This is a genomic window from Stutzerimonas balearica DSM 6083, assembly GCF_000818015.1.
GTDB lineage: Bacteria > Pseudomonadota > Gammaproteobacteria > Pseudomonadales > Pseudomonadaceae > Stutzerimonas > Stutzerimonas balearica.
Map to the genome: position 1 here is coordinate 281,228 of NZ_CP007511.1, position 26,983 is coordinate 308,210.

General features: G+C 66.7%; 25 protein-coding genes. 14 read left to right on the plus strand and 11 right to left on the minus strand.

All coding sequences use genetic code 11. The features are described from left to right. The first annotated feature begins 130 nt into the window (after positions 1 to 130). The 3 genes from gcvT (at position 131) to gcvP (ending at position 4,593) form a co-directional block, all read left to right on the plus strand. Positions 131 to 1,213 carry a glycine cleavage system aminomethyltransferase GcvT gene (gene gcvT, locus CL52_RS01235; RefSeq protein ID WP_041108722.1) on the plus strand — a complete coding sequence of 361 codons (1,083 nt, stop codon included), beginning with the start codon at positions 131 to 133 and terminating at the stop codon, positions 1,211 to 1,213. Positions 1,214 to 1,276: 63 nt separating this feature from the next. Next, on the plus strand, positions 1,277 to 1,663 hold the full coding sequence (gene gcvH, locus CL52_RS01240; RefSeq protein ID WP_041108720.1) for a glycine cleavage system protein GcvH: 387 nt from the start codon (positions 1,277 to 1,279) through the stop codon (positions 1,661 to 1,663). Between the two features lie 53 nt (positions 1,664 to 1,716). Beyond that, positions 1,717 to 4,593: an aminomethyl-transferring glycine dehydrogenase gene (gcvP, locus tag CL52_RS01245; RefSeq protein ID WP_043217934.1), complete on the plus strand. Its 2,877-nt coding sequence runs from the start codon at positions 1,717 to 1,719 to the stop codon at positions 4,591 to 4,593. A gap of 161 nt (positions 4,594 to 4,754) precedes the next feature. On the opposite strand, the gene yihA is transcribed toward gcvP, so the two are convergent. Then, positions 4,755 to 5,405 carry a ribosome biogenesis GTP-binding protein YihA/YsxC gene (gene yihA / locus CL52_RS01250; RefSeq protein WP_043217935.1) on the minus strand — a complete coding sequence of 217 codons (651 nt, stop codon included), beginning with the start codon at positions 5,403 to 5,405 and terminating at the stop codon, positions 4,755 to 4,757. 255 nt (positions 5,406 to 5,660) lie between these two features. Between yihA and CL52_RS01255 the strand changes: the two genes are divergently transcribed. From CL52_RS01255 to CL52_RS01275, 5 genes are all read left to right on the plus strand, one after another. Continuing rightward, positions 5,661 to 6,293, plus strand: coding sequence for a c-type cytochrome (locus tag CL52_RS01255; RefSeq protein ID WP_041108714.1), 633 nt, complete (start codon positions 5,661 to 5,663; stop codon positions 6,291 to 6,293). A gap of 170 nt (positions 6,294 to 6,463) precedes the next feature. Continuing rightward, a complete protein-coding gene (locus tag CL52_RS01260; RefSeq protein ID WP_041108712.1) occupies positions 6,464 to 7,093 on the plus strand; it encodes a thiol:disulfide interchange protein DsbA/DsbL in 630 nt (209 codons plus the stop codon). Between the two features lie 6 nt (positions 7,094 to 7,099). Next, positions 7,100 to 7,969, plus strand: a complete 870-nt coding sequence (locus tag CL52_RS01265) for an endonuclease/exonuclease/phosphatase family protein (RefSeq protein ID WP_041108710.1) — start codon at positions 7,100 to 7,102, stop codon at positions 7,967 to 7,969. Beyond that, on the plus strand, positions 7,966 to 9,795 hold the full coding sequence (locus tag CL52_RS01270) for a diguanylate cyclase (protein WP_043217937.1): 1,830 nt from the start codon (positions 7,966 to 7,968) through the stop codon (positions 9,793 to 9,795). Before CL52_RS01265 ends, CL52_RS01270 begins: the two co-directional genes overlap by 4 nt. A gap of 89 nt (positions 9,796 to 9,884) precedes the next feature. Continuing rightward, positions 9,885 to 10,664, plus strand: a complete 780-nt coding sequence (locus tag CL52_RS01275) for an N-acetylmuramoyl-L-alanine amidase (protein WP_043217938.1) — start codon at positions 9,885 to 9,887, stop codon at positions 10,662 to 10,664. Positions 10,665 to 10,667: 3 nt separating this feature from the next. Here the strand turns inward: CL52_RS01275 and CL52_RS01280 are convergent, their stop codons facing one another. From CL52_RS01280 to algB, 3 genes are read right to left on the minus strand one after another with little or no spacing between them, the layout of a single operon-like run. Further along, positions 10,668 to 11,072, minus strand: a complete 405-nt coding sequence (locus CL52_RS01280) for a DUF1330 domain-containing protein (protein WP_041108704.1) — start codon at positions 11,070 to 11,072, stop codon at positions 10,668 to 10,670. A gap of 23 nt (positions 11,073 to 11,095) precedes the next feature. Then, positions 11,096 to 12,883, minus strand: a complete 1,788-nt coding sequence (locus CL52_RS01285) for an ATP-binding protein (RefSeq protein WP_043217940.1) — start codon at positions 12,881 to 12,883, stop codon at positions 11,096 to 11,098. After that, entirely contained in the window at positions 12,880 to 14,226 is a 1,347-nt protein-coding gene (algB, locus tag CL52_RS01290) for a sigma-54-dependent response regulator transcription factor AlgB (protein ID WP_043217941.1), read from the minus strand. Before algB ends, CL52_RS01285 begins: the two co-directional genes overlap by 4 nt. Before the next feature lie 250 nt (positions 14,227 to 14,476). On the opposite strand from algB, the gene CL52_RS01295 reads away from it, so the two are divergent. From CL52_RS01295 to CL52_RS01310, 4 genes are all read left to right on the plus strand, one after another. Beyond that, the gene (locus CL52_RS01295) at positions 14,477 to 14,908 is read left to right on the plus strand and encodes a ferritin-like domain-containing protein (RefSeq protein ID WP_043217942.1); all 432 of its coding nucleotides are present in this window, start codon (positions 14,477 to 14,479) and stop codon (positions 14,906 to 14,908) included. 182 nt (positions 14,909 to 15,090) lie between these two features. Beyond that, positions 15,091 to 15,327: a hypothetical protein gene (locus tag CL52_RS01300; RefSeq protein WP_041108696.1), complete on the plus strand. Its 237-nt coding sequence runs from the start codon at positions 15,091 to 15,093 to the stop codon at positions 15,325 to 15,327. A 74-nt stretch (positions 15,328 to 15,401) separates the two neighbouring features. Further along, positions 15,402 to 15,572, plus strand: a complete 171-nt coding sequence (locus CL52_RS20440; RefSeq protein ID WP_003282841.1) for a DUF1328 domain-containing protein — start codon at positions 15,402 to 15,404, stop codon at positions 15,570 to 15,572. 353 nt (positions 15,573 to 15,925) lie between these two features. Then, positions 15,926 to 17,155, plus strand: a complete 1,230-nt coding sequence (locus tag CL52_RS01310) for a nucleoside recognition domain-containing protein (protein WP_043217943.1) — start codon at positions 15,926 to 15,928, stop codon at positions 17,153 to 17,155. A 225-nt stretch (positions 17,156 to 17,380) separates the two neighbouring features. Here the strand turns inward: CL52_RS01310 and CL52_RS01315 are convergent, their stop codons facing one another. The 5 genes from CL52_RS01315 to CL52_RS01335 form a co-directional block, all read right to left on the minus strand. Continuing rightward, positions 17,381 to 18,403, minus strand: a complete 1,023-nt coding sequence (locus CL52_RS01315) for an AbrB family transcriptional regulator (RefSeq protein ID WP_043217945.1) — start codon at positions 18,401 to 18,403, stop codon at positions 17,381 to 17,383. Position 18,404: 1 nt separating this feature from the next. Next, complete coding sequence (locus CL52_RS01320) at positions 18,405 to 19,919, minus strand: tripartite tricarboxylate transporter permease (RefSeq protein ID WP_043217946.1); 1,515 nt, start codon at positions 19,917 to 19,919, stop codon at positions 18,405 to 18,407. A 1-nt stretch (position 19,920) separates the two neighbouring features. Beyond that, a complete protein-coding gene (locus tag CL52_RS01325) occupies positions 19,921 to 20,361 on the minus strand; it encodes a tripartite tricarboxylate transporter TctB family protein (protein WP_043217948.1) in 441 nt (146 codons plus the stop codon). A gap of 78 nt (positions 20,362 to 20,439) precedes the next feature. Then, positions 20,440 to 21,414: a tripartite tricarboxylate transporter substrate binding protein gene (locus tag CL52_RS01330; protein WP_043217949.1), complete on the minus strand. Its 975-nt coding sequence runs from the start codon at positions 21,412 to 21,414 to the stop codon at positions 20,440 to 20,442. 24 nt (positions 21,415 to 21,438) lie between these two features. Next, positions 21,439 to 22,701, minus strand: coding sequence for an OprD family porin (locus CL52_RS01335; protein WP_043217950.1), 1,263 nt, complete (start codon positions 22,699 to 22,701; stop codon positions 21,439 to 21,441). Positions 22,702 to 22,872: 171 nt separating this feature from the next. Here CL52_RS01335 and tctD point away from each other — a divergent pair, with 171 nt between their 5' ends. Both tctD and tctE read left to right on the plus strand, forming a co-directional pair. Further along, the gene (gene tctD / locus CL52_RS01340) at positions 22,873 to 23,544 is read left to right on the plus strand and encodes a response regulator (RefSeq protein ID WP_043217952.1); all 672 of its coding nucleotides are present in this window, start codon (positions 22,873 to 22,875) and stop codon (positions 23,542 to 23,544) included. Further along, positions 23,537 to 24,937, plus strand: coding sequence for a sensor histidine kinase (tctE, locus tag CL52_RS01345; RefSeq protein WP_043217953.1), 1,401 nt, complete (start codon positions 23,537 to 23,539; stop codon positions 24,935 to 24,937). Before tctD ends, tctE begins: the two co-directional genes overlap by 8 nt. A gap of 10 nt (positions 24,938 to 24,947) precedes the next feature. Here the strand turns inward: tctE and CL52_RS01350 are convergent, their stop codons facing one another. Beyond that, the gene (locus CL52_RS01350; protein ID WP_043217954.1) at positions 24,948 to 26,534 is read right to left on the minus strand and encodes a methyl-accepting chemotaxis protein; all 1,587 of its coding nucleotides are present in this window, start codon (positions 26,532 to 26,534) and stop codon (positions 24,948 to 24,950) included. A 96-nt stretch (positions 26,535 to 26,630) separates the two neighbouring features. Continuing rightward, positions 26,631 to 26,795 carry a hypothetical protein gene (locus CL52_RS21285; protein WP_165562248.1) on the minus strand — a complete coding sequence of 55 codons (165 nt, stop codon included), beginning with the start codon at positions 26,793 to 26,795 and terminating at the stop codon, positions 26,631 to 26,633. Positions 26,796 to 26,983 lie beyond the last annotated feature (188 nt).

Consider the following 26,983-nt stretch of genomic DNA (forward strand, 5'->3'; position numbering starts at 1 on the left):
ACAGCGCGCCGTGACCTGTCATGACCTTGGGGCTACAATGCGCGCCAATTCGAACGCCGGCCCCCCGCGGGCCGGTCCTATCGCCCGTCACACCCAGCCGCTTCGGCGACCTGCCCGGAAGGAGACACCCATGGGTCAGCGTACTCCCCTTTACGATCAGCACCTCGCGCTCGGCGCCAAGATGGTCGATTTCGGCGGCTGGGACATGCCGCTGCACTACGGCTCGCAGGTCGAGGAGCATCACCAGGTGCGTCGTGACTGTGGGGTGTTCGATGTGTCGCACATGACCGTCGTCGACGTCGCCGGTGCGCAGGCTGCCGATTACCTGCGGCGGCTGCTGGCAAACGACGTGGCGCGCTTGCAGAGCGTCGGCAAGGCGCTGTACACCGCCATGCTCAACGAGCGCGGCGGAGTGGTCGACGACCTGATCGTCTACCTCACCGACTGGGGCTATCGCCTGGTGGTCAACGCCGCCACCCGCGAGAAGGACCTTGCCTGGATGCAGCGGCAGGCCGAGGGGTTCGCGGTAGAGATCCGCGAGCGACCGGAGCTCGCCATGCTGGCGATCCAGGGGCCCAGCGCCCGCGAGCGTACCGCCGAGCTGGTCGACCAGAACCGTGCCAGCCTGATCGAGCAGCTCAAGCCCTTCCAGGGGCTCGCCGAGGGAGACTGGTTCATCGGTCGTACCGGCTATACCGGCGAAGATGGCCTGGAGATCATTCTGCCGGCCGAGCAGGCGCCGGACTTTCTCAGCGAACTGGTGGGCGCCGGCATTCCGCCGATCGGCCTGGGCGCGCGCGACACCTTGCGCCTGGAAGCCGGCCTGAATCTGTACGGCCAGGATATGGACGAAGACGTCTCGCCGCTTGCCGCGAACATGGGCTGGACGGTGGCCTGGGAGCCAGCCGAGCGGGATTTCGTCGGCCGCCAGGCGCTCGAGCAGCAACGCGCTGCGGGCGATCTGCCACGGCTCGTCGGCCTGGTTCTCGAAGAGCGTGGCGTCCTGCGCGCGCACCAGGTTGTGCGGGTCGCCGGGCTGGGCGATGGTGAAATCACCAGCGGCAGTTTCTCGCCTACGCTTGGCAAGTCGATCGCCCTGGCGCGGGTGCCGGCCGGCACCGGCGAGCGCGCCGAGGTCGAGATTCGCGGCAAGTGGTATCCGGTACGCGTGGTGCAGCCGACCTTCGTGCGTCACGGCAAGGTACTGGTGTAAATTCGGCAGACGTCTCGCGCCAACCGCGTCACCCACTGTCGACAGCCTTGAGGACCTTACAAGATGAGCAACATCCCCAGCGATCTGCGTTACGCCTCCAGCCATGAGTGGGCCCGCCTCGAAGCTGACGGCAGCATCAGCGTCGGCATTTCCGACCACGCCCAGGAGGCGCTGGGCGACGTGGTCTTCGTCGAGCTGCCGGAAGTCGGCCGCACCCTGAGCGCCGGCCAGGAGGCCGGGGTCGTCGAGTCGGTGAAGGCTGCGTCGGACATCTACGCGCCGGTCTCCGGCGAGGTGATCGCGGTGAACGAACAACTCACCGACTCGCCCGAGCAGGTCAACAGCGATCCCTATGGCAGCTGGTTCTTCCGACTGCAGCCGAGCGACCCGGCGGAGCTCGAAAAGCTCCTTGACGCCGCCGCCTACGAGGCCGCCTGCGCACAAGCCTGATTCCATGCAAAAGCCCCGCTTCGTCGGGGCTTTCGGTTTTTGAGAGTACCGCCATGCCGCATATGCCGAATCTTTCACAACTTCAGCAACCTGACGCCTTCCTGCGGCGCCACCTCGGGCCGGATGCCAGCGAGCAACAGGCGATGCTCGAGGCCCTGGGCCTGGGCAGCCGCGATCAGCTGATCGACGAGACGGTACCGCCGGCCATCCGTCTGCAGGGTGAGCTGGCGCTGCCCGCTGCGCTCGACGAGCCGGCCGCGTTGGCGAAGCTGCGTGGCTATGCCGAGCAGAACCAGTTGTGGACCAGCCTGATCGGCATGGGCTACCACGGTACGCTCACGCCTGCTGTCATCCTGCGCAACGTGCTGGAGAACCCCGGCTGGTATACCGCCTACACGCCCTATCAACCCGAGATCGCCCAGGGGCGGCTGGAGGCGCTGCTGAACTACCAGCAGATGGTCATCGACCTGACCGGGCTCGATCTGGCCAATGCCTCGCTGCTCGACGAGGCGACCGCTGCCGCCGAGGCGATGACCCTGGCCAGGCGTGTCGCCAAGAGCAAGAGCAATCGCTTCTTCGTCGACGAGAACTGCCATCCGCAAACCATTTCGGTGGTGCAGACCCGCGCCGAGGCCTTCGGCTTCGAGCTGACGGTCGCTCCGCTGGAAGAACTGGCCCAGCAGGAAGTGTTCGGTGCCCTGCTGCAATATCCGGATACCCACGGCGAGATCCGCGACCTGCGCCCGTTCATCGAGCAGCTGCACGCCGGCCAGGCGCTGGCCTGCGTCGCGGCCGATCTGCTCAGCCTGCTGCTGCTGACCCCGCCGGGTGAACTGGGCGCCGATGTGGTGCTGGGCTCGACGCAGCGTTTCGGTGTGCCGATGGGCTATGGTGGTCCGCATGCGGCTTACTTCGCCAGCCGTGACGACTACAAGCGCGCGATGCCCGGACGCATCATCGGCGTGTCCAAGGACGCGCGCGGCAACACCGCACTACGCATGGCGCTGCAGACGCGAGAGCAGCATATCCGCCGCGAGAAAGCCAATTCGAACATCTGCACCGCGCAGGTGCTGTTGGCCAACATCGCCGGTTTCTACGCCGTCTACCACGGGCCGGAAGGGCTCAAGCGTATCGCCCAGCGGGTGCATCGGCTGACCTGCCTGCTGGCTGCCGGCTTGGAGCGCAAGGGTGTCGTGCGGCTCAACCAGCACTTCTTCGACACCCTGACGCTCGAGGTCGGCGGTGCGCAGACTGCGATCATCGAGAGCGCCGTGGCGGCGCGCATCAATCTGCGTGTGCTGGGCCGCGGCAAGCTCGGCGTGAGCCTCGACGAAACCTGCTCCGAAGCGACCGTCGAGCAGTTGCTGGCGATCTTCCTCGGCGCTGACCATGGTCTGGACCTCGCCGAACTCGATGCCGGGGAGCTGCCCAGCGGCATCCCGGATGAGCTGCAGCGCACCAGCGGCTACCTGGCCCACCCGGTGTTCAATGCGCACCACAGCGAGACCGAGATGCTGCGCTATCTCAAGCAGCTCGAGAACAAGGACCTGGCGCTGAACCAGGCGATGATTCCGCTCGGCTCCTGCACCATGAAGCTCAATGCCACCAGCGAGATGATCCCGATCACCTGGCCGGAATTCGCCAACGTGCACCCCTTCGCTCCGCGCGAGCAGGCGGTCGGCTACCGGCTGATGATCGACGAGCTCGAGCGCTGGCTGTGCGTGATCACCGGCTTCGACGCCATCAGCATGCAGCCCAACTCCGGCGCCCAGGGCGAGTTCGCCGGTTTGCTGGCGATTCGCAAGTATCACGAGAGCCGCGGCGAGCCGCAGCGCGACGTCTGCCTGATTCCCTCGTCGGCGCATGGCACCAACCCGGCCTCGGCCCAGATGGCCAGCATGAAGGTGGTCATCGTCGACTGCGACAAGGCCGGCAACGTCGACCTGGAGGACCTCAAGCGCAAGGCCGCCGAGGCTGGCGAGCGGCTGTCCTGTCTGATGATCACCTATCCGTCGACCCACGGCGTCTACGAGGAGAACGTGCGCGAGATCTGCGCGGCGATCCACGCCCAGGGCGGCCAGGTCTACATGGACGGCGCCAACCTCAACGCGCAGGTCGGGCTGGCGCGTCCGGCGGACATCGGCGCCGATGTCTCGCACATGAACCTGCACAAGACCTTCTGCATCCCGCATGGCGGCGGCGGCCCTGGCATGGGGCCGATCGGCGTCAAGGCGCATCTGGCGCCCTTCGTTGCCAACCATCCGGTGGTCGATCTCGAGGGGCCTCAGCCGGGCAATGGTGCAGTCAGCGCGGCGCCCTGGGGTAGCGCGAGCATCCTGCCGATCAGCTGGATGTACATCGCCATGATGGGGCCGAGCCTGCGTGATGCCACTGAAGTGGCGATCCTCAACGCCAACTACCTGGCCAACCGTCTGGGTGGCGCCTTCCCGGTGCTATACAGCGGACGCAACGGCAGGGTTGCGCACGAGTGCATCCTCGACTTGCGACCGCTGAAGGCCGAGACCGGCATCAGCGAGGAAGATGTCGCCAAGCGTCTGATGGACTACGGCTTCCACGCGCCGACCATGTCCTTCCCGGTGCCCGGCACGCTGATGATCGAGCCGACCGAAAGCGAGTCGAAGGCCGAGCTCGACCGCTTCGTCGAAGCCATGTTGAGCATCCGCGCCGAGATCGCCAAGGTGCAGGAAGGCCAGTGGCCGGCAGACAACAACCCGCTGGTGCGCGCCCCGCACACCCTGGCCGACGTGATCGGCGACTGGGATCGCCCCTACAGCATCGCCGAGGCGGTAACGCCAAGCGCCCATGCCCGTGCGCATAAGTACTGGCCGGCGGTGAACCGCGTGGACAACGTCTATGGCGACCGCAATCTGTTCTGCGCCTGCGTGCCGGTGGAGGCTTATCGCGATTGAGTGGGCGGGCTGGGCGGGCGCCGTTCAGCGGCGTCAACCCGCCCGGTTGGCCGAGGAAGGATGATCGGCGCTGAACCAGCATCTGGCGCCGATGCATTTCTGCTTGGCGTGGGGCCTTGCATCCCGTTCGGGCCTGGCGCGGCAGTGAGACAGGCGCCCGCTTATGCGCCTGTCTCTTGGCCGCTGTCGGCCGGCTCTTCCAGCCCCAGCCAGCTGGCCAGCACCTGCTGCGCTTCGTCTACGCCCTGACGTTTGGGCGCGGAAAACAGCTGCACGCTGACGCTTTCGCCCCAACCCTTGCGGATGTCTCGCTGGATTGCCAGCAGGGCATTCTTTGCCGCGCCGAAGGCCAGCTTGTCGGACTTGGTCAGCAGGATGTGCAGCGGCATCTCGGCGGCGCCGGACCAGTCGAGCATCATCCGGTCGAACTCGGTCAGCGGGTGGCGGATATCCATCATCAGAAACACGCCGACCAGGCTTTCCCGGCTACCCAGGTAGGCTTCAAGGTGCCGTTGCCAGTGCTGTTTCAGCGGAATCGGAACCTTTGCATAGCCGTAGCCGGGCAGGTCGACCAGCCGACGTTCGTCATCCAGTCGAAAGAAATTGAGCAGCTGGGTGCGGCCGGGAGTCTTCGAGGTGCGCGCGAGGTTGGCGTGGGTCAGCGTATTGAGCGCGCTGGACTTGCCGGCATTGGAACGACCGGCAAAGGCGACCTCGCGGCCTTCGTCGGCGGGGCACTGGTCCACCTTGGCGGCGCTGATGAGAAAGCTGGCCTGCTGGCAGAGGCCGAGAATCGGGTTCTTCGGGGGCATGGGGAGTCCGGTGGCGGCGCAGGGGGTGCGGCAATGGTTCATTTCCGTTTCGCAAGCGGGAGTATATAATGCCGCGGATTTTGTGTGCGCTTTGCTCTCTGGAGCCTTGGCACATGCGCGCCGATGCGGTGCCGAACAGCCGCAGCCGCCCTGGCGGAACGCTGCCCGGTGCGTCCATAACGAGCGCCGTCATGACCTCGCCGGTATGCGCGGCCCGAGAACACCACAAACCTTTAGCCGTAGTTGGATGAGCTGATGAACAAAATACTCGTGAGTCTGCTGTTGACCCTTGGCATCACCGGTATGGCCCACGCGGCTGGAAACGCCGAAGCCGGGCAGGGCAAAGTTGCAGTGTGTGGCGCCTGCCACGGTGCCGATGGCAACAGCGCGGCCCCGAATTTCCCCAAGCTCGCCGGTCAGGGCGAGCGCTATCTGCTCAAGCAATTGCAGGACATCAAGGCCGGCAGCACCCCGGGTGCGCCTGAAGGCGTCGGCCGCAAGGTGCTGGAGATGACCGGGCTGCTCGATCCGTACAGCGATCAGGATCTTGCGGATATCGCCGCCTACTTCTCCAGCCAGAAGATGACTGTCGGCATGGCCGATCCCAAACTGGTCAAGCAGGGCGAGAAGCTGTTCCGTGGCGGCAAGGTCGATGTCGGCATGCCGGCCTGCACCGGTTGCCACGCGCCGAACGGCGTCGGCATCGAGGCGGCGGGCTTCCCGAAACTCGGCGGTCAGCACGCGGCCTACGTGGCCAAGCAGCTCACCGATTTCCGTGAGGGCAACCGTACCAACGATGGCGACACGATGATCATGCGCAACATTGCCGCCAAGCTGAGCAACAAGGACATCGAAGCGCTGTCCAGCTACATCCAGGGCCTGCACTGATCGTAGCGGGCTAGCCTGAAAAGGGCGGTCGGACGCGAGTCCGGCCGCCCTTTTTGCATTCTGCGTCCGGCTCTAGAATGTCGTGCACGCGACCGGCGGAAAACGCTGGCGAGCTGCCGCGTTTTATAGGAGCCTGTCGCGCAAACGTTCTGAGGGTCAAGGAGTCTTCCATGCGCAAACTCGTACTCGCCGCCGTTCTGGCTACCTGCAGCCTGTTCGGCCTGCCGGCCGTAGCTGCCGACTTCCAGGCCGGCCAGGAGTATGTCGAGCTCAAAAGCCCGGTACCGGTTTCCGAGCCCGGCAAGATCGAGGTCGTCGAGCTGTTCTGGTACGGCTGCCCGCACTGCTACAAGTTCGAGCCGACGATCAATCCGTGGGTCGAGCAGCTTCCCGATGATGTCGCCTTCAAGCGCATCCCGGCGATGTTTGGCGGCGTCTGGAACGCGCACGGGCAGATGTTCATCGCGCTGGAAAGCATGGGTGTCGAGCGCAAGGTGCACGACGCCGTGTTCCGCGCCTACCACGAGCAGGGCAACAAGCTGGCTACGCCCGAGGCAATGGCCGACTTCCTCCAGACCCAGGGGGTCGACCGGGACGCCTTTCTCAAAGCCTATAACTCCTTTGGCGTGAAGAGCCGCGTCGAACAGGCCAAGAAGCTGGGCATGGCTTACCAGATCAGCGGCGTTCCAGTAATGATCGTCAATGGCAAATACCGCTTCGATCTGGGCTCGGCCGGTGGCCCGGAGCGCACCCTGCAGGTGGCCGACTTCCTCATCGAGAAAGAGCGTTCGGCGCAGTAAACCACCATGTTGCGCCGCTGGAGCGCCACGCGGGCGGCCAGGGCCGGGCAGGCCCAGGTCAACCCGCATTGCCTTGATCGCAGCGGTCTGCCCCGCGACGGCCGGCTGCGCTTGCTCAGTTTCAATATCCAGGTTGGTATCAGCACCGAAGGCTACCGTCACTATCTGACGCGCAGCTGGCAGCACCTGTTGCCGCATTCCGGGCGTGCGATCAACCTGCAGCGAATCGGCGAGTTGCTCGAAGGTTACGACCTCGTTGCGCTGCAGGAGGTCGATGGCGGCAGCCTGCGCTCCGATTACATCAACCAGGTCGAGCGTCTGGCTCACCTGGGTGCTTTTCCCTACTGGTATCAGCAGCTAAACCGCAACCTCGGGCGTTTCGCCCAGCACAGCAATGGTGTCCTGAGTCGCCTGCAGCCGCGCGAACTGGAAGATCACCCGCTGCCCGGGCCATCCGGGCGTGGCGCCATCCTGTTGCGCTTTGGTGACACACCCGACGCGCTGATGGTCGTGGTGATGCACCTGGCGCTCGGTGGTCGTGTGCGAGCCCGCCAACTGGCCTATATCCGCGAACTGATCGGCGATTGTCGGCATGTCGTGCTCATGGGCGACATGAACACCCACGCCACCGAGCTGTTGGAAGTGTCGCCGTTGCGTGATCTCGGTCTGCTGGCGCCGCAGGTGCAGGCGACCTTTCCCAGTTGGCGCCCGCAGCGCTGTCTCGACCATATCCTGCTCAGCCCCGGCCTGGCGCTGGAAAGGGTGGAAGTGCTGCCGTTGCCGATATCCGATCATCTGCCGGTGGCGGTGGAGATCCGCCTGCCCGACGCGCTGCATGCGCAGGCTCTGCCGGCCAAGCAGGAGCAAGCCGGATGACCGTAGAAGAGCAGCGCTGGCGGGAAAAGTATTTGCAGCTGCTGGAGCAGCAGGAGCGCCAGGAGGCGCGCTGGGAGCAGCGCCTGGACCTGTTGCGGCGCAGCCTGGTCCGCAGCAGCCTGGCGGTCGAGGGCGCCGACCCGGGAGTCGAGCAGTGCCTGAGGAAGATGCGCGAGATCCTGCGGGACGGTGATCTCGACAGCGGGCTCGACGTGCTGGTGCCGCGCCTGGAAAAGGCCGTGCTGGATTCCGAGCGGCACCGCCATGAGCGCAGCCTGCGCTTGCATGAAGCGCTGCAGCGCCTGGTGGCTCAGTTGCTGGCCCTGGAACTGCCGGGCGAGGTTCGGCGGGCGCTCAAGCGCTTTGGCAAACAGCTGGACCGCCGTGCATCCCAGCTGCGCGAGCTGCCGTCGCTGATCGGGGAACTCGGCGCGCTGCAGGCGCAGGCGCTGCAGGTCCGTCAGCCGGAACCGGCGCCGGGACTGCTGCGGCGCCTGTTCGGCAAACGCAACGAGGCAGACGGCGTGTTGGGCGAGCCAATTACGCCCGTGCTGGCCGAAGAGCCAGCCTCACCACCTCCGCTGGACGAGCCGGGCCCGGACGTGGCACCGACGCCATTGTCGCTGGCGGCCGAAGTGGTAGAGCAATCTGCCGACGCCGACGCCGACGCCGACGCCGACGCCGCCCCGGACACGGCAGCCCCGACGGTACCGGCCGAGCCCGTGGTCTTCCAGGCCGCCAGTGCGGCCGACTACGCCCTGCCCGAATCGCCGGATCAGCCCTATAGCGCGATTGCCGAGCACGTCGAGAGCACGCTGCGTAGCCTGCTCGATGCGCTGCGGCTGCCCGAGCACCGGCAGCCGCAGGCCGAGGCCCTGCGGGTACGCATTCAGCACGGCCTCAACTGGTACGAACTGGTCCCGGTGCTCGACGACCTCGCCGGGCTGATGGTCGCGGTCAGCGACCAGAGCCAGCGCGAGTTCGAGGCCTACCTGCAGACGCTCAACGAGCGCCTGGTGGCGATGCAGAACAGCCTGGCCGCCGCTCACCAGGGGCATACCCAGGGGCGGGAAGCGGCGGATGTCCTGGACACCCAGCTGCGCGAGCAGGTCGGCGGCCTGCAGACCAGCATGCACCAGGCCACCGATCTGGCCAGCCTGAAGCAGGCAGTGCAGACGCGCCTGGACGGGCTGCTGCACACCGTCGACTGCTACAAGCAACAGCGCAGCGAGCAGGAACAGGCGCTCGGCGAGCGCCTGCAGCAGCTGGTCACCCGGGTCGGTGTGCTCGAAGAGGCGGCGCGCGGCCTGCGTGAAAACCTCTCCGAGCAGCGGCAGAAAGCGCTGGAGGATTCACTGACCGGCCTGCCGAACCGCGCCGCCTGGAGCGAGCGCCTGGAGATCGAGGTGTCGCGCTGGCAGCGCTATGGCGGGGACCTGCTGCTGGCAGTCATCGATATCGACCATTTCAAACGTATCAATGACGACTTCGGCCATCTCGCCGGCGACCGCGTGCTGCGTATCATCGCCACCGAGTTGCGCAAGCGGCTGCGCAAGACCGACTTCATCGCCCGTTTCGGCGGCGAGGAGTTCGTCCTGTTGCTGCCGGCGACCGCCATCGCCGCTGGCCAGGGTGTGCTGGAAGCGCTGCGGACGGCGATCGAGGCTTGCCCGTTCCACTTCAAGGGCGAACGGGTGCAGGTGACCTTTTCCGCCGGCGTTACCGCCTTCAGCGGGGAGGACGATGGCGAGCAGGCCTTCGAACGGGCCGACCAGGCCCTGTATCGAGCCAAGCGCGCCGGGCGCAATCGGATCGAGGCGGGCTGACGGGTTGCCTGGGATGGCAGCGGCCCGGCACGTATAATCCGCGCCCCGTCGCCTATCTGCGTCATCCAGTCGTCGACCAGAGGTCACCCATGAAAGCCTTCGGCCTTGTTGCCCTGCTGCTGTTGCTCGCCGGCTGCGCCAGCGGCCCGGAAATCGACACGCGCTACAGCGCGGTCGCCCAGGACAGCCGCGCCCAGTTCATCGTTCTGCACTACACCTCGACCGATTTCGAGCACTCCCTCGAGCTGCTCTCTCGGGGCGAGGTCAGCAGCCATTACCTGATCGACCGGGCACCGGCGAAGATCTATCGATTGGTCGACGAGAATCGCCGTGCCTGGCATGCCGGCGAGAGCGAATGGCAGGGCCGAACCTGGCTGAACTCCAGTTCCATCGGTATCGAGCTGGTCAATCCGGGCTATGAGCAGACCGCCGACGGCCGTCGGCTCTGGTACCCCTACCCGGAGCCGCAGATCGATGCCTTGATCCTCTTGCTCAAGGACATCATGCAGCGCCACGGGCTGAAAGCGGGGGCGATCATCGGCCACAGCGACATCGCGGCGCAGCGCAAGGTGGACCCTGGTCCGTTGTTTCCCTGGAAGCGCCTGGCCGATGCCGGGCTGCTGCCCTGGCCGGACGCCCGGCTGGTCGCCGCGCACCGTGAAGTCTTCAGTCGTGCGCTGCCGGCTACCGAATGGTTCCAGACGCAACTGGCGCAGCAGGGCTACCGGGTGCCGCGGCACGGGATGCTCGACGAAGAAACGCGCAACGTGGTCGCCGCTTTCCAGATGAAATATCGGCCGGCGCGCTTCGACGGCATGCCCGATGCCGAAACCGCGGCGATTCTCGCCGCCCTAGAGGCGCAGCGCTAAGGCCTAGCGCCGCGTCGCGCCGATCAGCCTCGAATCGGCCAGGGCCGCCGTGCGATGTACCGTGGCGGCGCGATATTCCTCGTCGGCGAGCATGGCCAGAAAGGCTTCCCTGGACGGATAGCTGACCAACAGAATGTCGTCCCACTGCTCGTCCGCCGGGGCGATGAGCGCAGCGTGGGCCTGGGCCATCAGCGTTACCTCGCCGCCAGCGGCCTTGACCTTGGCCAGCGCGGTACGGCTGTAGCGGGCGTAGGCCTCGCGGCCGCTGCAGGCTGCATGCGCGCTGCCCGAGGGGTAGTTGGCCTCGGCGTGATAGCGCAGCAGGTTGAGCATCAGCACCGGCGTGCCGGCGGGCATTGCCTCGGCATAGTGGGCCAGCTGCTGCGCGCTGGGATTCAGACTCGGCATGGGGTCTCCTCGAACGGGCGCCGTCAGATGGGCAGCGCGACGTAGAAGATGGTGCCGTGGCCGATCCGCGAGTGCACGCCAATCCGCCCACCATGCAGCTGGGCGATTTCCTTGCATAAGGCAAGCCCCAGTCCGGCCCCGCCACGCCGGCGGCCGATCTGCACGAAGGGCTCGAAGATCCGCGCCTGCTGGCTGTAGGGAATGCCCTCTCCATTGTCTTCGACACTGAGAATGATCCGCTCGCCATGATGGCGGGCAAGCAATCGCACCTCGCCGCCCTTGGGGGTATGGCGCAGCGCATTGCTCAACAGGTTGTCCAGCACCCGGTCGATCTGCTGACGGTCGAGCAGCATGCTCGGCAGCGGCGCCTGTACCTCCAGGGTGAGCGTGATGTCCTGTTCGGCGGCAGGCGTCAGGAAGCGCTGACGCGCGCCCTCCAGTAGCTCGGCAATGTCGCACTGGACCAGCTCGAGCTTCTGCTGGCCGCTCTGATAGCGCGAGAAGTTCAACAGGTCGTTGATCAGCCGGACCAGCCGCTGCATTTCCTCGTGCACTGTGACCAGGAGGTCCGATTCGCGGCTGCCCTCGGGAAACTTCAAGCGTTCGCGCAGCAGGCTAAAGGCCATCTGCATGCCGGTGACCGGGGTTCGCAGCTCGTGAGAGGCGCGCAGGACGAACTCGTTGCGCACCCGCTCGAAGGTGCGCTGGTCGGTGACATCGTGCAGCACCATCACGGCGCCGCTGATGCTGCCGTCGTGATGGCTGACCGGGCTCATGCGCCAGGCGAGCAGGCGCCGCTCGCCATCGGCCTCGATGACCAGGTCCTGCGGGGGCGCGGCCAGCGGCTTGTCGTCCAGCACCTGGCGGGTCGCCTGGTCGAGTTCCGGTGCGTCGAGCGCCTCGCCGACACGCGCGCCGAGGTGCTCCTCCTCCCACGCCAGTTGGCGTTGCGCGACCGGGTTGGCGTGCTCCAGGCGGCCCTCGCGATCGATGATCAGCAGGCCGTCATCGATGCTGTCGAGCAGCGCCTGCAGGCGCTGCTGGCCGTTGACCAGGGCTTCCACGTTGGTTTGCTTGAATTCGTGCAGCGCCTGGGCCATGAGCCCGAAGCGCCGGCTCAGCGAGGACAGCTCGGCGATCGGCGAGCTCGGCAGGGCAATGTTGAAGTCGCCGCGGCCGATCTGGTCGGCGGCGGCGGACAGCCGCTCGATCGGCTCGCCGAAACGGCGCGCGAAACCGTGCGCGGTAATGAAGCCGATCAGCAGCACGGCTACGCCGGTCAGGCCCAGCACGCCGGCCAGTAGAATGGCGCGATCGCGGCTGTGCTCCTCCATTTCGCGGATGTGCTGATAGGCGCGGTTCTGCACCTCCAGCAGGCGCTCGCGCACGGCGGAGAAGGCATCGCCCAACGCCTGGTCGTCCGCGGTCGTCCAGTCGGCGCTGTGCGGCACCGTGAGCTGCTCGACGAAACGGGCGAACGCCGCGCTGATCTCGCGCAGGTCCCGCTCCTGCTCGGCGCTCGTGCTCTCGCCGAGGCGCTGCTCCAGCAGCGCCTCGAACTTGGCCTGCTCACGCTCCAGCAGCGCCACATCGGTCTCGGCATGCATCCGCCCGAGCAGCATGTTGCCCAGGGCATGGCGCATCTGCTGGTTGAGTTCGATGGCGGTGAAATTGTCGCCGATCAGGCGCTCCTGGCTCTTGGCCATCTGCATCACGCTGACCAGCGCCAGCATCAACCCGAGCAGGGCTACGGTCATCAGTGCCGAGAACCCGAGAAACAGCCGGGTTCGAAGCTTCATGTGCAGTTTCATAGGCCGTACTGCTTGCGTTTTCGGTACAGCGTCGAGGCGTCGATGCCGAGGATGCGCGCTGCCTGCTCGAGGGTGCCGCTGGTGCTCAGCACGCCGGCGATATGGGCGCGCTCGAGCGCCTCGAGGCTCATCGGTTCGCCGATGCGCGGGGCATTGCTGCCCGCCTGCTCGCCGAGCCCGAGGTGGTGAACCTCGATCATCTGCTGCGGGCAGATGATGCTGGCGCGCTCGATGACGTTGCGCAGCTCGCGCACGTTGCCCGGCCAGCGATAGGTCTTCAGCGCGGCAATCGCCTCATCGGTGAAGCCGCGGGCCGGCCGCCCGTAGTTCTTGACGAAAGAGGCGAGGAAACGCTCGGCCAGCGGCATCACGTCTTCGGGCCGCTCGCGCATCGGCGGCAGGTTGAGCGTGATGACGTTCAGGCGATAGAGCAGGTCTTCGCGGAACTTGCCCTCGCGCACCATTTCCTCGAGGTTGAGGTTGGTCGCCGCGAGGATGCGTACGTCGGCGCGACGCGTCACCGGGTCGCCGACGCGCTCGTATTCCTTGTCCTGGATGAAGCGCAGCAGCTTGGGTTGCAGCGCCAGCGGGAAGTCACCGATTTCGTCAAGGAAGAGCGTGCCGCCGTCGGCCTGGTTGACCCGACCCAGGGTGCTTTCGGTCGCCCCGGTGAACGCGCCGCGGTTATGGCCGAACAGCTCGCTCTCCATCAGGTCCGCCGACAGCGAGGGGCAGTTGATGGTGACGAAGGCCTTCTTCGAACGCCGGCTCCAGGTGTGGATGGCGCGCGCCTGTTCGCCCTTGCCAGTGCCGGACTCGCCGAGGATGAGGATGTTGGCGTCGGTATCGGCGACCTGCCTGGCGGTTTCCAGCACGGCCATCATGGCCGGACTGTGCGAGCCGAGCGCGTCGCTACGCTGCTGGACCTGCCCCTCGAGCGCCTCGAGACGGGCAGCCATCTGCCGCACTTCCAGTTGCTTGGCTGCCGACAGCCGCAGCTGCTCAGGGCTGCATGGCTTGAGCAGGTAGTCGGCAGCGCCGGCCTGCATGGCATCGACGGCGGTGTCCACGCCTGAGTGTGCGGTGACGATCACCACCCGCATCCAGGGTGCCAGCGTGCGCATGATCTGCAGTACGTCGAGACCGTTGTCTTCGCCCAGGCGCAGGTCGAGGAAGCAGACGTCGAACACCTGGCGCTGCAGGATGGCTTCGGCCTGTGCGGCGCTGGCGGCGGTCATCACGGTATAGCCGCGATCCTCCAGGCAATAGCGGAAGGTGCGCAGGATCGCCGCTTCGTCATCCACCAGAAGAATACGTCCGCCGGTTTCCGTGGTCTGCTCCATGAACGCTCCAGTCAGCAAGGCGATGAAAAGGGAAAAGAGAGGTGCCGCTGGCGTCTCGCCCGCCAGCGCGAGTGCTTAGTCTACGAAAAGTCTTGCAAGTTGCACGGTCCGAGCGTCGCAAGCGCTACGGCGTGTCATCTGGCGTCTCGAGCCGGCGCGCCGCGGCGCGGAGCCATCGCCGGCTGGCGAGGTCGAACACTCAGCGGCACTTCGCGTGCCGAGACCAACGCGCATATTCGAGGAGGATCGCATGAACACCAACGTCCAGCAGCTCAACGAACTGATCGAGATCACCCGCGACGGCCAGCGTTTCTACCAGCACGCCATCGATGAAGTAAAGGATGTCGAGCTGCAGCACCTGTTCCGCGACATGGCGCAGGCCAAGACCCAGATCATCCAGGCGCTGGCCGTCAAGGTAGCCGCCAACCATGCGCAACCCGCCGCGGGTGGCACCGCGCTCGGGCGGCTGCGTGAACTCTATGCCGACACCCGGGCGCATATCGGCGATCGTTCGAAGGCCTATGTCGAGCAGCTGCTGCATGCCGAGGAGCGCATCCTCGAGGCCTTCGAGAGCGCCTGCGACGGAGCCGAGCCGGACGTCCGCGCGCTGCTCGCGGTCGAGCTGCCGAAACTGCGCGCCTGCCACCAGCGCATGCTGCAGCTGAAGAACAGCTTTGGCTGAAGGCTTGCAAAATGCACGGGCCCCATAGGGGGCTCTTGCAATTTACGCTGGCGGGCTGATCGATGTGTATTTACAACCTATTGAAAAATAAAGGAAAAATCTTCAAATAGCTTCTGGCACGGCTACTGCAATGTGTTCTGCAAACGCAATTGCACGTACCCCATGCTTAGAAGGAGTTGAGGATGAACCGCGAAGCCCGCTTTTCCCTAGCCAGCAAAGGTTTCCTCACCGCTGCCGTGGTTGTCCTGATCATGGGCGCCGAGCGTCCGCTTTCCCAGCCAGTTGGTCAGGAAGCGCCGCAGGCAGCGGAACGAATCGGCATGTACGACGCTCAACCAATCGAGATCACGCGAACCGGTCAAGCGCCGCAGTCGCTGGACTATCGCTCGCTGCGCTCGGAGCAGCGTTGGGTGTTCTGAGAGAAGGATGAAGCACGGCCAAGGACGATCGGCGAGCAGTTCGCAATCAGTTCCGTAGCAAGAGGAGTCACGCCATGCTGAGTTGGGCCATTACCTTCCTGATCATCGCCATCATCGCCGCGGTATTGGGCTTCGGTGGTATCGCCGGCACCGCAACGGGTATCGCCAAGATCCTGTTCGTGGTTTTCCTGGTGCTGTTCGTCGCTTCGCTGATCTTCGGACGGGGTCGCGGGCCGCGAGTCTGACCACGCGTATGAGCCGCCTTCGGGCGGCTCGGGCCAGGGAGCTGCAGCGGCATAGGATGCCAGTCTTTCCGAAGGATGCAGCCGCATCCTTCGACAGAGGAGCTTCCCCTGACCGGGTTGCTCACAGGGACAGATCCCGTACGGGATGAACCAGGGGGTCGGGTTGCTCTGCCTGGCGGAGCGATCTAGGGGTACAGGGGGTGCCTCCGGTAACGGACCAGGTTCGGCAGGCGCTGCCGCCGGAGCGGCTTGAACGACCGCTCCGGCGCGCAGCCAGTCCCTTTCTTCGCATCACCGTCATCATTCCTCCTTGCGGGCCGCTATCATCGCCGGCACTCGCAAAGGAGAACGTCATGCTCAACGGCCTCTGGCTGGGATTCTTCATCGTTGCCGCCTTGGCTGCGCTGGCGCGCTGGCTGGTGGGCGGCGATCCCGGCGTCTTTGCCGCCCTCGTCGAAAGCCTGTTCGCCATGGCCAAGCTGGCCGTGGAAGTGATGATCCTGCTGTTCGGCACCCTGACGCTGTGGCTGGGGTTCCTGCGTATCGCCGAGAAGGCCGGCCTGGTCGAAGCCCTGGCGCGGCTGCTCGGCCCGCTGTTTCGTCGGCTGATGCCGGAGGTGCCGCCGGGCCATCCGGCGCTGGGCCTGATCACCCTCAACTTCGCCGCCAACGGCCTCGGCCTGGACAACGCCGCCACGCCGATCGGGCTCAAGGCCATGCGCGCCCTGCAGACGCTCAACCCGTCGGAAAGCACTGCGAGCAACGCCCAGATCCTGTTTCTGGTGCTCAACGCCTCTTCGCTGACCCTGCTGCCGGTGTCGATCTTCATGTACCGCGTGCAGCAGGGCGCCGATGATCCGACCCTGGTGTTCCTGCCGATCCTGCTGGCGACCAGCGCCTCGACGCTGGCCGGCCTGCTGTCGGTGGCCGTAATGCAGCGCCTGCGCCTCTGGGACCCGGTGGTGCTGGCCTACCTGGTGCCCGGGGCGCTGTTGCTCGGTGGCTTCATGGCGCTGCTCGCCGGGCTCTCGGCGACCGCGTTGGCGTCGTTGTCCTCGCTGCTCGGCAACCTCACGCTGTTCGGCCTGATCATCGTCTTCGTGATGGTCGGCGCGCTGCGCAAGGTGCCGGTCTACGAAAGCTTCGTCGAAGGCGCCAAGGAAGGCTTCGACGTGGCCAAGAGCCTGTTGCCCTACCTGGTGGCGATGCTGGTGGCGGTCGGTGCCCTGCGCGCCTCCGGTGCGCTGGAGTTCGGCCTGGACGGCATCCGCTGGCTGGTCGAGGCGTTCGGCTGGGACACCCGCTTCGTCGATGCCTTGCCCACCGCGCTGGTCAAGCCGTTCTCCGGTTCGGCGGCACGGGCGATGCTGATCGAAACCATGCAGAACCATGGCGTCGACAGCTTTCCCGCGTTGGTCGCCGCGACGCTGCAGGGCAGTACCGAGACGACCTTCTATGTGCTGGCGGTGTATTTCGGCGCCGTCGGCATCCAGCGGGCACGGCATGCGGTGGGCTGTGCGCTGCTGGCGGACCTCGCCGGGGTGATCGCGGCGATTGGTGTTTGTTATTGGTTCTTTGGTTGACGCTGGCTGCGGCTTGGTGTGCTCGTAGGGTGGATGGTCGAAGCCATCCACCGTGAGCTGCATCGTCCTGCCGTTCAACGAGCCGCCTGGTGGGCCGGGTCACTTTCTCTTCGAACGTGCAGAGCAACGTGCGCGGCTCTGCCGCTGGATGGCCTCGGCGATCGAACCCTATACGAAGCCTTGTCCCTGCGGCTGCCACAAAAAAAGAGCCCGCCGGGCGGCGGGCTAAAGCGTGGCTCGTTGCCAGAGCCGAAACACCGGCTCGGCGAGAAACATCACCAGAAACAACCTGAGCACCTGCACCGCCGTCACCAGCGCCACCGACAGCTGCAGCGCCTCGGCGGTCAGGCACAGCTCGGTGATGCCGCCGGGCATCATCCCCAGCATCAGTGAGGTCTGGTCCAGTGCCGTCAGCCAACCCAGCCCGGCTGCCAGCGCGGCGGCGACCAGCATGGCCGAGAGGGTGAACAGCAGCACCCGCAGCAGAAAGGCCGGTGCGCTGCGAAAGAAAGCCCGGTCGAAGTGGCAGGCCAGCGACGAGCCGATCAGCCACTGGCCGACCTGGCCGAACCCGTCCGGCAAGCCGATGTGCAGATCGAACCCGGCGCTGGCCAGCGCGCAGACGGTCAGCGGGCCGAGCATCCAGGGATTGGGCTGGCCGAGCCGGCGCCAGAGCAGGGCCAGCAGACCGCCGGCCGGTAGCAGCACGGCCAGCCAGAAGCCGTCGACCGGTAGCGGTGCCGGTGCCTGGATCGGCGGCAGGCTCCAGGTGAAGAACGCCGGGATCAGCAGCACCACCAGCAGCATGCGCAGGCTGTGCGCGGCGGCGACGCGGCCGGGGTGGGCGGCGTGGCGGCTGGCCAGGTTGACCATCTCGCTGGCGCCGCCCGGCATGCTGGCGAAGTAGGCGGTGGCCCGGTCGCAGCCGCCGCGCGAGAGGATGGCCATGCCGATCAGGCTCAACGCCAGGGTACCGAGCGCGCCGGCGAGGATCACGCCAAAGTGCACCAGCACCTCGCGCATCACCTCGCCGGTGAAGTGCAGGCCGATGGCGCTGGCAACGATCCACTGCCCGGCCTGACGGCCGCGCGGCATCTCACTCACCAGCCAGCCGCTGCAGCGCACCGCGATCACCGCCAGCAGCGAGCCGACCATCCAGGGCAGTGGCCAGTTGGCCAGACTCGCCAGCCAGCCGCCGACCGCGCCGATCAGTGGTGTCGCCCACCAGGCCGGCAGCCGCTGGCGCATGTCAGGCCTGTGCCTCGACCACGTTGCCGCGACGGCGCTTGAGGTACCAGCGCAGCCCCGGCATGGCCAGCATCGCCACGGTCAGCGCCCACAGCGCCAGGGTGATCGGGCTGCCCCAGAGAATGCCCAGCTCACCGTTGGAGATCGACAATGCGCGGCGCAGGTTGTCTTCCATCATCTCGCCGAGCACGAAGCCGAGAATCAGCGCCGACAGCGGGAAGTCCAGCTTGCGCAACAGGTAGCCGAACACGCCGAGGCCGACCATCAGTACTAGGTCGAACGTAGTGCTGTGCACCGAATACACACCGACCATGCTGATCACGGTGATCGCCGGCACCAGCACCCAGTTCGGCACGGCGAGCATGCGCGAGAACAGGCCGACCAGCGGGATGTTCATCACCAGCAGGATCACGTTGCCGATGAACAGCGAGGCGATCAGACCCCAGACCACGTCCGGCTGCTGTTCGAACAGCAGCGGGCCGGGGGTGATGTTGTACAGCGTCAGCGCACCGATCATCACCGCCGTGGTGCCCGAACCCGGTACGCCGAGGGTCAGCATGGGAATCAGCGAGCCACAGGCCGAAGCGTTGTTGGCCGCTTCCGGCGCGGCCAGACCGCGCAGGTCGCCATCGCCGAAGCGGCCCTTGTCGCCGGCCATGCGCTTCTCGCTCATGTAGGTCATGGCGCTGGCGATGGTCGCCCCGGCGCCCGGCAGGGTGCCGATGACGAAGCCAGCCACGGCGCTGCGCACCATGGTGAAGAAGGTCAGGCAGAACTCCTTGAAGTTGAACAGCAGCCGGCCGCTGGCCTTCACCGCCTGCTGCCCGCTGTGGGTTTTTTCCAGCATCAGGAGGATCTCGCTGACGCTGAAGAAGCCGATCACCACGATGACGAACTGGATGCCGTCGGACAGGCTGACGCTGCCGAAGGTGAAGCGGTAGACGCCGGTAGTGGAATCGACACCGACGGTGGCCAGGGCCAGGCCCATCAGCGCGGCCATCAACGTCTTCACCGGCTTGTCGCCGACCATGCCGCCGAGGCAGGCGATGGCGAAGATCATCAGCACGAAGTATTCCGCCGGGCCGAAGGCCACCGCCCACTTGGCCAGCAGCGGGGCGAACAGCACCACCCCGCAGGTGGCGATGGTGCTGCCGATAAAGGAGCTGACCGCGGAAAGCGACAGGGCGATGCCGGCCTTGCCCTGGCGTGCCAACGGGTAGCCGTCGAGGGTGGTCATCACCGCGGCGGCATCACCCGGCACGTTGAGCAGGATCGCCGAGATGCGTCCGCCGTACTCGCAGCCCAGGTACACCGCGGCGAGCAGGATCAGCGCGGTCTCCGGCGGCAGGCCGAGGGCGAAGGCCAAGGGCAGCAAGAGCGCCACGCCGTTGATCGGGCCGAGCCCCGGCAAGAGGCCGACCACGGTGCCGACGAAGGCGCCGAACAGCGCCACCAGCAGGTTGGTCGGCCGGGTGGCGACGTCGAAGCCCTGCAGCAAGAAATTCAAAGTTTCCATATCAGCTCTCCAGCAGACGCAGCAGGCCGAGCGGCAGCGGCACGTCCAGCAGGTAATCGAACAGCCCGTAGAGCAGCACGCCAAGCAGCGTACCGCTGATCACGCTGGGCCACAGGCGACCGTTGAACAGCAGGCCGAGGGCAAAACCGGCCAGGGCGGTGCTGATGACGAAACCCAGGGTTTCGAACAGCAGCGCGTAGGCCAGCAGGGCCAGCACGCACAGCACGGCGCGCTGCGCCTTGGGCCGATCGAATGGCGGTGTCGGCTCACCGTGCGGCTTGAACAGCAGCCACGCCGCACCACAGGCCATCAGCAACAGCAGCAGCGGGTAGGCGCGCGGCCCGACCGGGTCATAGGCAAAGGGCGCCTCGAAGCCCCAGGCGAGCAGGGCGAGGCCGGCGCAGGCGAGCAGCCACGCCGCGGCGAAGACACGTACGTACATGACGGGATACCTCAGGGATTCGGCGACCCGGCAACTGCCGGGCCCGCCGTGCGGCCCGCGAACGCGGGCCGGTTCGCATTACTTGACCAGGCCGAACTCGCCGGCCAGCGCCTTGTAGTCCTGCACCTGCTTCTGGACGAAGGCTTCCAGCTCGTCGCCGGTCATCGACAGCGGGAACAGGTCCCGCTGTTCGCGCAGCTTGGCAAAGTCCTCGTCGGCGAGCAGGGTGTCGAACTGGGTCTTCCACCAGTTGAAGTCCTCGTCAGGGACTTCCGGCCCCATGTAGAAGCCGCGGATTACCGGCCAGCTGATGTCGTAGCCCTGTTCCCTGGCAGTGGGGATGTCGGCGAGCTTGCCCGGTAGACGCTCGTCGGCGAGCACGGCAAGGATGCGGATCTTGCCGGCGTCGAGCTGCGGGGTGACTTCGCCGAGGCCGCTGCTGGTGACCTGCACATGGCCGCCGAGCATGGCGGTGAGCGTTTCGCCGCCGCCCTCGAAGGCGACGTAGCGCAGCTTCTTCGGATCGACCCCGGCAGCGCGGGCGATCAGCGCGGTCTGCATCCAGTCCTGGCCGCCGATGGTGGCGCCGGCGCCGAACACCACGCTGCCCGGGTCCTTCTTCACGGCGGCAATCAGCTCGTCGAGGTTCTTGTAAGGCGCGTCGGCACGCACCGAGATGGCGCCGTAGTCGGTGCCGACCGCCGCCAGCCAGCGAACGGCGTTCTCGTCGTAACGACCGAACTTGCCCTGCGCGAGGTTGAGCAGCGAACCGCTGGAGAAGGCGGTGATGGTGCCAGGTTCGTCCGCGCGCTGGGCGACCACTGCGTTGTAGGCCACCGCGCCGACGCCGCCGGGCATGTAGGTGACGCGCATCGGCGCTTCGAGCAGGCCGCTGTCCTTCAGGCCGCTCTGGGCCAGCTTGCAGGTCAGGTCGAAACCGCCGCCGGGCTTGGCCGGGGCGATGCACTCGGGGCGCTTGGGTTCGGCCAAGAGCTGGCTGGAGAGCAGCAGGCAGGACGACAGCAGGGCAAAACGGCTGAGTCGGGTTTTCATCGAAAGGTCCTCTTCTTGTTCTGTTTACCAGATCGGCAGGCTGTAGCTGACGATCAGACGGTTCTCGTCGGCGTCGCGGGCGAAGTCGGAGCGGAACATCGCGTTGCGCCAGCGCAGCGCGACGTTCTTCAGCGGGCCGCTCTGCACCACGTACTTGAACTCGAAGTCGCGTTCCCACTCGCTGCCGTTGTTGCCGCCTGAGTACTCGGCGTTGTCACCGGAGATATAGCGAGTCAGGAAGGTCAGCCCGGGGATGCCGACAGCGGCGAAGTTGTAGTCGTAGCGGGCCTGCCAGGAGCGCTCGTCGGCGTTGGCGAAGTCGTTGATCTGCACGAAGTTGACCAGGAAGGGGTCGCCGCCATCGATGTAGGCGTAGCCGGTGTCGCCGCGCATCTGCTGGTAGCCGAGGCTGAACTTGTGCCCGCCGAGGCTGTAGCCGAGCATGCCGTTCCAGGCCTGGTTATCGATCTTGCCGGCATTCGCCGCGCCGCTGTCGTCGCTGAGCATCACGCGCAGGTCGGCGCTCAACGCGGAGTTGTCGCTCAGCGGCTTGACCGCCAGCAGGCCGAAGAAGTGCTGGCGATAGATGTCATCCAGCTCGCCATAGTAGTAGCGCCCGGTGAGGTTCTTGTTGAAGGCGTACTCGGCGCCGGCGTAGCTCAGGTGATCGGCCTCGGCGGCGCTGGCGAAGCGGCTGTTCTTGTTGTTCAGCTGCAGGTCCTGGGAATTGGTCGAGGAGCGGTCGATCACCTTGTCCAGGCGCCCACCGGTCAGGATCAGGCCGTCGATATCGGTGGAGGTGACGGTGGCACCTTCGAACACCTGCGGCAGCGTACGGCTGTCGCTGGCCTTGACCACCGGCGTCTCGGGAATGTGCGAGCCGTAGCGCAGCTCGGTCTCGCCGATCCTGGCCTTGGCGGTCAGGCCCAGGCGGCTGAACTCGTCCGGCGTGCCGCCGTCGTCCTGTACCGGCAAGAGGTCGGTGCCGGCGCGACCGCCACCGGAATCCAGCTTGACGCCGAGCATGCCCAGGGCATCGAGGCCGACGCCGACGGTGCCTTCGGTAAAGCCCGACTGAACGTCGAGGATGAAACCCTGGGTCCACTCTTCGCGCTTGGACTGGCCGCTGCCTTCGCGGAAATCGCGGTTCAGGTAGATGTTGTGGGTCTGCAGGGTCGCGCTGCTGTCTTCGATGAATGCGGCCTGGGCAAGGGGCGCCAGCGAGGCGGCGGCCACGGCAAGGGCGAGGCGGGCAGGGACGGGGGAACGTCTGACGGCTGTCAGCATCGGTTTTCTCCACTGTTGTTTTTGTTGTAGCGGCGCAGGCGCCGCGCGGGGTGGGTCGAGCCACCTGCGAGCGATCCTAGGCGGCCAAGCTTTCGCCAGCCTTTCAGCGCGCCGTCGGGTGATTTCTGCCGCTACACTGGCGCTCCGTTGGCAATCGCAGAGGGCAGGCAGATGCGCATTCTCTTGGTCGAGGACCACCCGCCACTGGCCGAAAGCGTGGCCCAGGCCCTGCGCGCCGCCGGCTGGACCGTGGACCTGCTCGACGACGGCGTCGCCGCCGACCTGGCGCTGGCCAGCGAAGACTATGCGCTGGCGATTCTCGATGTCGGCCTGCCACGGCTCGACGGCTTTCAGGTGCTGGCGCGCCTGCGCGAGCGTGGCAAGACGCTGCCGGTACTGATGCTCACCGCACGCGGCGAGGTCAGCGATCGCGTGCACGGGCTCAACCTCGGTGCCGACGATTACCTGGCCAAGCCGTTCGAATTGTCTGAGCTGGAAGCGCGGGTCAAGGCGCTGCTGCGCCGCAGCGTCGGCGGCGGCGAACGCCAGCAGCGTTGCGGCGCGCTGGTCTACGACCTGGATGCGCGGCGCTTCAGCCTGGCCGACGAGCCACTGACGCTGACCTCCCGCGAGCAGGGCGTGCTGGAAGCGCTGATCGCCCGCCCCGGTCGGGTGATGAGCAAGGATCAGCTGGCCGCCCAGGTATTCGGCCTCGACGAGGAGGCTAGCGCCGACGCCATCGAGATCTACATCCACCGCCTGCGCAAGAAGCTCGAGGGCCAGCCGGTACGCATCGTCACCTTCCGCGGGCTGGGCTATATGCTCGAGGCGCTCGATGGCTGAGCGCGGGGCGGCCGGCAGCCTGCGTGCGCGGCTGCTGCTGCGGCTGGCGATCCTGCTCACGCCGCTGCTGCTGTACGGGGCCTGGAGTGCCTACTGGAACGGCCGCGCCGCCGCCGATACCGCCTACGACCGCACCCTGCTGGCCTCGGCCCGGGCGATCGCCGAGGGGCTGGTGACCAGCGACGGCAGGCTGCGCGCCAACGTGCCCTATGTGGCGCTGGACACCTTCGCCTACGACAGTGCCGGGCGCATCTACTACCAGGTGCTGGACACCGAGGGGCGCCTGGTCAGCGGCTACGAACAGTTGCCCGCACCGAGTGCCGAGGTCCGTCGCACCGACGACTACCCGGCGCTGGCGCGCTTCTACGACGGCGAGTTCCAGGGCCAGGGCGTGCGCCTGGTGAGCTTGCTGCAGCCGGTCAGCGAACCCGAGCTCAACGGCATCGCCGAGATTCGCGTGGCCGAGACGCTCGGCGCGCGCGAGCGCATGGCGCGCAGCCTGTTGAGCGACACGCTGTGGCGCCTGGGCTTGCTGGCGCTTGCCGCGCTGGTGCTGGTCTGGCTGGCCGTCAGCGCGGCGTTGCGCCCGTTGGCCCGGCTCAGCGAGGCCGTGCAGGAACGCGCCCCGGACGACCTCAGGCCGTTGCCGTTGGTCGATGTGCAGCGCGAGCTGAAGCCGCTGGTCGTCGCGCTCAACGGCTTCACCGAGCGCCTGCGTGGGCAGTTCGAGCGCCAGGCGCGCTTCATCGCCGATGCCTCACACGAGCTGCGCACGCCGCTGGCGGCGCTCAAGGCGCGCATCGAACTTGGTCTGCGCGAAGCCGAGCCCGCGGCGTGGCGCAGCACCCTGGAAGACGCCGGACAGAGCACCAACAAGGTCATTCATCTGGCCAACCAGCTGCTTTCGCTGGCGCGTATCGAAAGCGGTGCGCAGTCGATCGCCGAGGGCGGCGCGCAGCGCCTGGACCTGTCGCAGCTGGCCCGCGAGCTGGGCCTGGCGATGGCCGCGCTGGCGCACAAGCGCGGCGTCGCCCTGGCGCTGGAGGCCGAGGCGCCGGTGTGGATCGACGGCGAGCCGACGCTGATCAGCGAACTGCTGAGCAACCTGCTGGAAAACGCGCTGGCGCATACCGGCGAGGGCGGCAACGTGGTGCTGCGGGTGTTCGACGGCGCCGTGCTGGAGGTCGAGGACGACGGCCCGGGCATCCCCGTCGCCGAGCGCGATCGCGTGTTCGCCCGCTTCTACCGCCGTGACACCGGCGGCCACGGCGCGGGCCTCGGGCTGGCCATCGTCGGCGAGATCGTCCGTGCCCACCGGGCCGGCATCGAGCTCGGCGAGGGCGCGCTCGGCGGTCTGCTGGTGCAGGTGCGTTTTCCCGGCAACGAGCGTTGAGGCCGCGTGCTCAGCCGCGCCGGCGGCCCCAGAACTGCTGAACCAGCTCCTGCATGCCTTCGGCCAGCCGCGCCACGCCCGAAGCGCTTTCCTGGCTCTGCAGGCCGCTGGTCACGTGGTCGTCGGAGCCGACCCGGATGCTCACGATGTTGCGATTGATCTCCTCGCTCACGGCACTTTGCTGATCCACCGCCGCGGCGATCTGGCTGCTCATCTCGCTGATCTCGTTGACCCGGCTGTTGATGCCGTTGAGCGAGCGCTCGGCCTCGCCGGCATGTGCGACGCTGCGCTGTGCCTCCTCGCGGCTGTGTTGCATCACCTGCACGGCCTGGCGGGTGCCGTCCTGCAGGGTGGCGATGGTGCGCTGGATTTCCGCAGTCGCCGACGAGGTCCGCAGGGCCAGGCTGCGCACCTCGTCGGCGACCACCGCGAAGCCGCGGCCCTGGTCACCGGCGCGCGCCGCTTCGATGGCGGCGTTGAGCGCAAGCAGGTTGGTCTGCTCGGCAATGCTGTGAATGACCTCGAGGACCCGGCTGATCTCCTGGCTGTGCGTTTCCAGCTGGTGGATCACTTCGGCGGCCCGCTGGATCTCCTCGGCCAGGCGCAGAATGCTGCTGCCGGTCAGGCTGACGATCTGCTCGCCGCTGGCTGCCTCGCCATGCGCATGGGTAGCCGCCTCTGCGGTGCGCAGGGCATTCGCCGCGACCTCCTGGATGCTCGCGGCCATCTGGTTGATCGCCGTGGCGACCTGGTCGGTCTCACTCTGCTGGCGCGAGGCGCTTTGCGAGCTGCTCTGTACCGCGCTCAACAACTCGCGTGAGTGCCGGCTGAGCTGTCGGCTCGAGTCGGCGATGCGTCCGACCACGGCGCCGGCTTCGGCTTCGAGCATGCTGATGGCAAAGCCGATTTCGCCGATCTCATCGGCGCGCCCGGTATAGATCAGCTGGCTGACCGGGTTGTGGCCGATCGCGCGGGCCCGCTCGGCCAGCTGCGCCAAGGGCCTGAGGGCCACCATGCCCAGCGTCGCAGCCATGCCGCCGGCCAGCACCACGCCAACGGCCAGGGCGAGTGCCGGCGCGCCAGCCAGCAGCAGGCCGACGCCGGCCCCCAGCGCGGCGCCACCGCCGGCGAGCAGAGCGGACCGGCCGCGCAAGCCGAGCCGACGCGCCCGTAGCGCCGCCGGCAGGCCGCCGCCATGCAGCTTGGCGTAAAGCGCCTCGGCATTGCGGATCTGCTCCGGTTGCGCCCGGGTGCGGACCGATTGGTATTCGATGGTCTCGCCGTTGCGGCTGACTGGCGTGGCGAAGGCGCTGACCCAGTAGTGGTCGCCGTTCTTGCAGCGGTTCTTGACGATGCCCATCCAGGATTTGCCGCTGCGCAGCGTGGCCCAGAGATCGGCGAAGGCCGGTTCCGGCATGTCCGGATGACGCACGATGTTGTGCGGCTGGCCAAGCAGCTCGGCTTCGCTGAAACCGGAGATCGCGACGAAATCGGCGTTGGCGTAGGTGATCGTACCCTTGAGGTCGGTGGTGGAAAGGATGTTGGCGGTTTCGCCGACGGCGACTTCGCGGCCGCTGACGGGATGGTTGGTGCGCATAGACAGAACGTCCCTGGTAAATGGTCTGAATACGCGAGGCAATGGGCGCGCATCAGCCGGCGCGCCTCGTTGTTATGGTCGATCGTGGTGTGGCGGTCAGTCTTTATCCTTGACGGGTTCGTCGGTCTCCAGCCGCTCGAGCAGCTCGATCAGGCGCCGGCGCAGCTGCCCCAGCTCACGTGACTTGAATGAGCGGCGTGTGCGCTCGAGCACCTGGACGGTCTCTTCCAATGCGGTGCGCAAGGTTTCTTCGGTCAACATGCGTCTTCTTCTGGCTACCCGGTCAGGATGCATGGCGATTGTGACGCTGCAGGTACGGCCAGGCCTGAAAACAAAAAAGGCGCCAGTCGTGGGTGCTCCAGAGGAGCAACACGAATGGCGCCTTAGCTTTCAGGTCCGGGTTGCCCTGAGCGGTAAAGCCGTTCTCGCTGTACACGAGACTGATGGCA